This is a genomic window from Eoetvoesiella caeni (assembly GCF_003315175.1).
In the GTDB taxonomy this organism is placed as follows: domain Bacteria; phylum Pseudomonadota; class Gammaproteobacteria; order Burkholderiales; family Burkholderiaceae_B; genus Eoetvoesia; species Eoetvoesia caeni.
In genome coordinates, this window is the sequence record NZ_QNRQ01000011.1 from 141,455 (window position 1) to 148,439 (window position 6,985).

At 52.4% G+C, this 6,985-nt stretch carries 7 protein-coding genes and 1 pseudogene; 7 read left to right on the forward strand and 1 reads right to left on the reverse strand.

All coding sequences use genetic code 11. The features are described from left to right. The gene (locus DFR37_RS17560; RefSeq protein ID WP_242341889.1) at positions 1–858 is read right to left on the reverse strand and encodes an ABC transporter ATP-binding protein; all 858 of its coding nucleotides are present in this window, start codon (positions 856–858) and stop codon (positions 1–3) included. A 262-nt stretch (positions 859–1,120) separates the two neighbouring features. Here DFR37_RS17560 and DFR37_RS17565 point away from each other — a divergent pair, with 262 nt between their 5' ends. The 7 genes and pseudogenes from DFR37_RS17565 to DFR37_RS23345 form a co-directional block, all read left to right on the forward strand. Further along, positions 1,121–2,047 carry a ketopantoate reductase family protein gene (locus DFR37_RS17565; RefSeq protein WP_113934488.1) on the forward strand — a complete coding sequence of 309 codons (927 nt, stop codon included), beginning with the start codon at positions 1,121–1,123 and terminating at the stop codon, positions 2,045–2,047. 140 nt (positions 2,048–2,187) lie between these two features. Next, positions 2,188–3,228 carry a metal-dependent hydrolase gene (locus DFR37_RS17570; RefSeq protein WP_113934489.1) on the forward strand — a complete coding sequence of 347 codons (1,041 nt, stop codon included), beginning with the start codon at positions 2,188–2,190 and terminating at the stop codon, positions 3,226–3,228. Between the two features lie 264 nt (positions 3,229–3,492). After that, positions 3,493–4,719: a tyrosine-type recombinase/integrase gene (locus DFR37_RS17575; protein ID WP_211317268.1), complete on the forward strand. Its 1,227-nt coding sequence runs from the start codon at positions 3,493–3,495 to the stop codon at positions 4,717–4,719. After that, entirely contained in the window at positions 4,697–5,371 is a 675-nt protein-coding gene (locus DFR37_RS17580; protein ID WP_113934491.1) for a hypothetical protein, read from the forward strand. Before DFR37_RS17575 ends, DFR37_RS17580 begins: the two co-directional genes overlap by 23 nt. Positions 5,372–5,575: 204 nt before the next feature. Continuing rightward, complete coding sequence (locus tag DFR37_RS17585; RefSeq protein ID WP_113934492.1) at positions 5,576–5,869, forward strand: helix-turn-helix transcriptional regulator; 294 nt, start codon at positions 5,576–5,578, stop codon at positions 5,867–5,869. Between the two features lie 117 nt (positions 5,870–5,986). Beyond that, a complete protein-coding gene (locus tag DFR37_RS17590) occupies positions 5,987–6,199 on the forward strand; it encodes a helix-turn-helix domain-containing protein (RefSeq protein WP_113934493.1) in 213 nt (70 codons plus the stop codon). Positions 6,200–6,302: 103 nt separating this feature from the next. Continuing rightward, a pseudogene (locus DFR37_RS23345) lies at positions 6,303–6,985 on the forward strand (hypothetical protein); the annotation flags it as partial.

Sequence of the window (6,985 nt, forward strand, 5' to 3'; positions counted from 1 at the left end):
TCAGGCCTCTTTCCGCGAGTAGTTCTCGGCCTCCAGCATGCCGCGGCTGGCCTCTTCACGCAGATCCGCCCAGATCTCCGCGATATAGCGGCCAAATACTTCGCTGCTAAGCATTTCGGATGTCCTGGGGCGGGGCAGGTCGATGGGTACGATGCGTTTGATGCGGCCCGGCCGGTAGGTCATGATCAGGACACGATCTGAAAGCTGCACCGCTTCGGTAATGTTGTGTGTGATCAGCAGCACAGTTTGCCTGAGCGCTTGCTGTATTTGTAGAACCTTGTCTCCGAGCAGTAGACGGGTCTGTTCGTCCAGCGCTGCAAAAGGTTCGTCCATCAAGAGCAGTTTAGGCTCGTGGGCCAATGTCCGGGCGATGGAAACGCGCTGGCGCATGCCGCCGGACAGCTCGGCCGGATAGCGGCGCTCGAAGCCGCCCAAGCCGACCAGGTTGACGAATTGCTGCGCTTTTTCAAAGCGCTCCTTCTTCGGTACACCTTGCAGTTCCAGAGGAAAGGCCACGTTCTCAAGCACAGTGCGCCAGGGGAATGTGGCGTCTTCCTGGAAGACCATGCCTATGGCTGAATGAGGTCCGTCGATGGGTTCGCCTGCGACGCGGATAGATCCTTCGCCCATTGGCAGCAGCCCGCCTATCAGATTGAACAAGGTTGATTTGCCGCAGCCAGAAGGCCCAATGACCGAGACGAACTCGCTTTCACTGACGGTGAATGAAATATCTTCGATGGCAACCACAGCGCCTTCGTCTGTGTCGAAATGCCTGCCGACCTTGTCTACCTTCAACATGGCTTTGCAGCCGGCGCCGGCTTCGATGGCCGGCGAAGCAGGCGTGGGTTGTCCATTCACGCGTCGTTCCCCCGTATTGTGGCTGGGTTATTGGAAGTGACAGAAGTAGAGTTCGGGTGGCTGGTATTGCCGTGTTGCGTTGATGACAACTATAGCGCCGAATTAATTGAATGTGGAAAAATAGCGCACTCAAAATAATAATAGGCTCAAGTATGAAAGCAGTGAGAGTGATACCTGCAGTACTCAAAAGCGCTAACGGTAAGCTTTCACAGGCCGTCCTTGGGCAATAATGGCAAGAGTGTGCAAAGAAAGAGGCAGTGAAATGAAAATATTGATTGTTGGGGCGGGCGCCGTTGGCAGCCTGTTTGGCGCCAGTTTGCATCAGCAGGGTGCGGATGTGCGATTTTTGTTACGCACGGCGCGTAAGGCCATGGTGGATGCCGACGGCATTACGCTTGAGCTGCCCACACGCCAGTTCAATTTCCGGCCGCGTACGGTAACAGCCGATCAACTTGACGCCGACTATGAGTTGATTATCTTGTCCAACAAGGCCTATGCACTGGATAGCGTCATCACCGACATCGCGGCCGCCATGGGCGAGCAAACGCATATTCTCCCGTTATTGAACGGTCTGCGACATCTTGAACAGCTTGATGATGTCTTTGGCCAGGCCAGGGTGCTGGGCGGGATTGCGAAAACAGTCGCCACGCAGGCATCGCCAACACGGATCAAGGTCAGCAATGCATACAGCAGCTTGACGGTAGGTGCCCGTACGCCCGGCCAGCAAATCAAGGCCCGAGCTGTCTGGCAGCAAGTGGTCGACGCGGGAGTCGATGCAGAGCTCAGCGAAAATATTATGGATGACATGTGGGACAAGTTCTGCCGCATGGCGGCCTTGGGTGCCGCCAACTGTCTGTTGGGCGGAGCAGTAGGCGAATACATGCACAGCGGGAAGGGCGGGCAGATTGCGCTGCAACTTTTCCGTGAATGTACCGACAGCGCCCAAGCTGCCGGTCATCCAATGCATCCGCAGGCCATTGCCGGCTTTCAGCGTGTGCTCACCAATCCGGGGTCTGCCTTCAACTCGTCCATGTATCGCGACATGCAGGCCGGTTTACCTATCGAAGGGGATCATCTGGTCGGCGACATGCTGCGGCGCGGTGAAACCGCCGGGCTATCCTGTCTGATGCTGACGATAGCGAGCGCTGTTCTGGAAACCTATACCGCCAGGCTGGATTTGCAGGCCTAAACACATAACTGCAGCACTAACCATTCACGCGTCGTTCCTCTGTCTTGTGATTGGGTTATGGTTCAATACCTCCCATTGCGGCGTAGGATGCACGGTGCGGTTCGCCTCGTCCCTCACAAAGTAAAACACTGGCAAGACTCATGGATTCACTGACACAGGCCGTTTTAGGCGCCGGAATTTCCGGCGCGTTGCTTGGACGATTTCATGGGCGGAAAGCCTTGGTGGGCGGAGCGGTACTGGCGACGCTGCCAGATCTGGACGTCTTTATCGACTATGGCAACCCAGTGGCCGCCATGATCAACCATCGGGGCTTTTCGCACTCCTTGTTCGTGCTGACCGCGCTGGCGGTTATGCTGACATGGGTACTGCGCCGCTGGCGCCCGTCGTCGCAGTACGGCTGGGGCCGTCTGTTTCTCGCGCTATGGCTGATACTGATCACGCACCCATTGCTTGACGCATTCACCAGCTATGGAACTCAGCTGTTTTGGCCGTGGCGGCCGACGCCAACGAGCTGGTCCAGCGTTTTCATTATCGATCCTCTTTTTACGCTGCCGCTTGTCGTAGCAGTGGCAGTTGGGCTGGTTGCCGGAATGGGCGGCAAGGCCAGGCTTCTATGCGGCTGGGCGCTGGGCCTATGTGCCATATATCTGGCCGCGTCCCTGATCATCAAGTCTGTCGTCGAAACGCGCGTGCGCAACGAGCTGGTTCAGGCGGGCGCCCAGATCGACTCTTTGTTTTCAACGCCCGCGCCTTTCAATATCCTGCTGTGGCGGGTGGTTGCGCGTACCGGCGATGATCACTACTATGAAGCCGTCAGCAGCGTGCTGGACACCCAGCCCGCCGAGGCCATAAAGCTGCCCCTGAACACTGCGCTGGCGAACGCCTTGCCAGATTCCGCCTTGCTTTCGGGGTTGCGCTGGTTCACCGGAGACTGGCTGCGCTACGACGAGATCAACGGACAACTTATCGTCTCCGATCTGCGCATGGGCGTTGGCACGGGCTATTATTCGTTCCGATTCCGGATGGCCGAAAGGCAGGAACCCGGCGGTAAATGGCACACGGTACATCCAAGCCACTGGCCTGCCGATCGTGGATGGGGCACTTTGGCAATGACGTTGCGCCGCATAGTGCACCAAGCGCCCGCACTGCCGCTGGCGCAATGGGAATTGCGCATGAAATAAAAAACCGAGTGTGATGAGTGCCCGTCCCCCGTTTATGGGGAAGAGCCCAAAAAAGCCACTATTTCTAGTGGCTTAAATATTGTGCATACCTGCACATCAATTGGCGGACAGGGTGTCCTCCTCGTTTAGGTCCATGTTTTTCCATGTCTGTCTTTAAGCTATTGTTTTTAAAAAAATAAAATATAAATTTACTCCAGGGTGTTCCACATTTATCTGCATCAAGGCATAATCAAATGTGGGGTGAAATGTGGGGTAAGAATGGTAGTGACAAGACGAATCAAGGCAGGACGCCACCAAGAAAAGCGGCTGACTGCGGTAGGGATTAGAGCTATTAAGGTGCCGGGCCGCCATGCAGATGGACAGGGGCTGTATTTGCAGGTGGACGAAAGCGGGGCTAAGCGATGGCTATTGCGTATCGTAGTCCAGGGCCGACGCCGAGATATCGGTTTGGGCGGTTTATCGACGGTACCACTTGCCGCCGCTCGTGAGGAGGCTGCCAGGATGCGACAAATCGCCCGTGGTGGTGGTGATCCACTAGCACAGCGACGCTTGGAACAGCGTGTCGTCCTGACATTTGAAGAAGCAGCCCGCCAAGTGCATACCGCCAGATTGCCATCTTGGAAGAATAAGAAGCACGGCGATCAGTGGATTAATTCACTTACTACCTATGTATTTCCAGTGTTCGGCAAGAAGCCTGTGGATCAAATTGAAACTCCGGACGTCTTGGGCGTACTGTCACCGATCTGGCTGAGTAAGGCAGAGACAGCCCGGCGAGTTCGTCAACGTATTGGCGATGTTATGAACTGGGCTAAAGCACATGATCTACGGGATGGAACGAATCCGGTTGACGGTGTTGAAAACGCTTTACCTAAACAACCTGAACGACTAAATCATCACGAGGCATTGCCATTTGCAGAGGTTCCTGCTTTCGTTATGGGGTTGCGTGCTTGCGACTCCAGTGAACTGACAAAATTGGCATTTGAGTTTTTGATTTTGACTGCAACACGTACGAACGAAGTCTTGGGTGCCAAATGGTCTGAAATTGATGAGAAAAATGCCTTGTGGATTATTCCCGGCGAGCGTATGAAGGCCCAACGTCCTCACCGAGTGCCGCTCTCGGTTCGATGTGTTGAAATACTAAAACGTGCTAAGCCACTAGCTGGGGGTAGCGACTATATTTTTCCTGGCCGCAACGGGAAAAGCTCACTTTCAAACATGGCGTTCATGATGGTTTTGCGCCGCATGGGCTTACAGATTACGGCGCATGGTTTCCGGTCGTCGTTTCGGGATTGGGCTGGGGAGAAAACCAGCTTTCCAGGCGATGTGGCTGAAATGGCCTTGGCCCATGTAATCAAGAACAAGGTGGAGGCAGCATATCGTCGTGGCGATTTGCTTGAAAAACGCCGACAATTAATGGAAGCTTGGGCTGATTATGTTAATGGGCATAAGCCACAACGGAAAGGTGTAAATGGAACAAGAAAAGCCAGTTGATATTTCGGTCTTGCTGTCAGTCTCTTTCGTGGATTGGGCTGACCGTTTGGATGCGACATACAACGAAGTTGTTCTTTTGTCGCTTGGTATTGATCCCGATGTGGTTGCTGCGATAGATCAGTCTGCGGATTTGTCCTCTTTCACCCATGACTATGAAGATGGTCCGGGCGAAAAAAATCTTTTCCATTTTGGCAGTCAGCACGATGAGTATTGTCGTCGTTTGGCGGCCATTGAGGACGCAGTTAGGCACGGTGTCTTAAGGAGCGTCGATGTTGCCCGTGTTAAAAGGGTGCGAATCGTCGATTTTGTTGCCTGGGCGCAGAAGCGTGATTGGCCTTTACCATCCGAACTTGTCGGCCTGGCGAATGGGCACGATGCAATGCTGGCCGAGGCCATTAGCAATGCTGTTAATTCGCAAGTGCCAGTAGAAGTCAGAGCGGTTAGAAGACGTAGTGCTGCTACCCAACAGCGACGCCAAAAGTATTTTGATTTGGCTAACGAGATGTGGGCTGATCGTCCTAGTGCGAGTAAAAGCGACGTTGCAAGGTGGGTCGAGCGAAGGGTCAGAAATACACCACAGGCCCGTACTGTAAAGACAATTCGCAATATCTTGTTTGCTGAGTCAGACTCTCCTTTTTACAGGAAAAAATAGCCTGGAGCGTAGGAATGGCAAATTGGGCAATAGGCGTAATTGCCCGGTTTTTGCGAAAACTTTGTTCCCAATGATTTGATATTAAAGTCATAATTTTTAAAGTTGCCCGATTTGATAAATAGGCAATTTGGGCAGGGATAGTTCTGTTTTGACGGGTGGTCTGGAATTTCCCCGATCGTCTGCGTCGAATATGGAATTTATCAAATGTCTGATTTTGTTATCAATGCCGTCCAGAGTAAAAATCCGAAAAATGTGCAGCCGTTGGCTCCATTTCATCAAGCAAATACATCGTCAACTCCGCCTGAGCATTTGATTCGGATACGACCGGTTATGGAACGTACCGGTAAGTGCCGGTCGGCGGTGTATGCGGATATTCAAGCCGGCACATTCCCTGCTCCTGTAAAAATTGGACGTAACGCATCCGCCTGGTTAAGCAGCGAAATTGATGGGTGGATCGCCGAGCGTGTGGCTAACCGCAATAGTAATTCTGGTGTCTGATGTGTCGTTAAAAGAATATTTTCCAAAACTCTATTTCGACCTGAAGCACCAAGCTAAGATAAGTTCGGGGTGATCAAAAAGTCACCCAAATTTATCGAGAAAGGAAACTTCAAAAACATGAACCGACACGAGGAAATAAAAAAGGCGATATTTAACATGGGTGGCTTGAAAATTGCGGCCTCGACGTTAAACGTCACCCCAGGCGCTATTTCAAAATGGGTACGCAATGGCGTTATCCCGAACCTGCACAAAGCAGAACACGTAGCCAATGCGAGCGGATTTGACCTCGCTTCGCTTAGGCCACGCTATGAGCAGAAGGCCAACATATAAAAAGCAGGCCTTCGCTCAATGTTGTATTGCAAGGGCAATACAACGCAGAGAAAAACCCGCAGAAATTCGTTGTTTCGTGCGGGCCTTTAAAAAGTAAAAATACATGTCTAACAATGATTTTAATCTAAACCCCGAGAGGAATAGCGATTCTCATATAGCAGTACCTTTTTGCAGTACCACCTCTGGCACAACATTTGATGAGACTGATCCAGTCTGTCGAGCCAAGGAGCTTCTAACCCTCAGCAACGCGATGCCAAACGGCATAAATTTCGAGCAAACAGGGGAATTAGCACTCGAATGCGTGAATGAAATTCTTGAACACTGGCTACCCAACGGCGAGCAACGCGGTAATGAGTATGTTGCATTGAACCCAACCCGCCATGACGGCAAGCCCGGATCTTTCAAAATCAATACTGAAACCGGCGTTTGGGCAGATTTCGCTACCGACGACAAAGGCAGCGATCTCATTAATCTAGTTGCCTATGTTGAGCATGGCATTAAGCAGACTGACGCAGCCGTCAAGATACTTCAGTTCTTGGCTAAGGCGACAATACACAAGCCTACGACGTTGGCGATCGTCGAAAAAGCCAAAAGCAAAGCCGCAACGACAATCAAAGACACTGTCGTCATGCCAGTTCCCGACGAAATGTTGTCGAAACGCCCGACGTTTTTTGTGAATCACACCGGGAATCGCGGAGGCTGTTTGGTTAAAGTAAAACAGATTCCGCAGCTGGTGCTGCAAGTTGTCGATAGTAACGCTCTTCGGCTTCGGCTGGCGGGATGTCG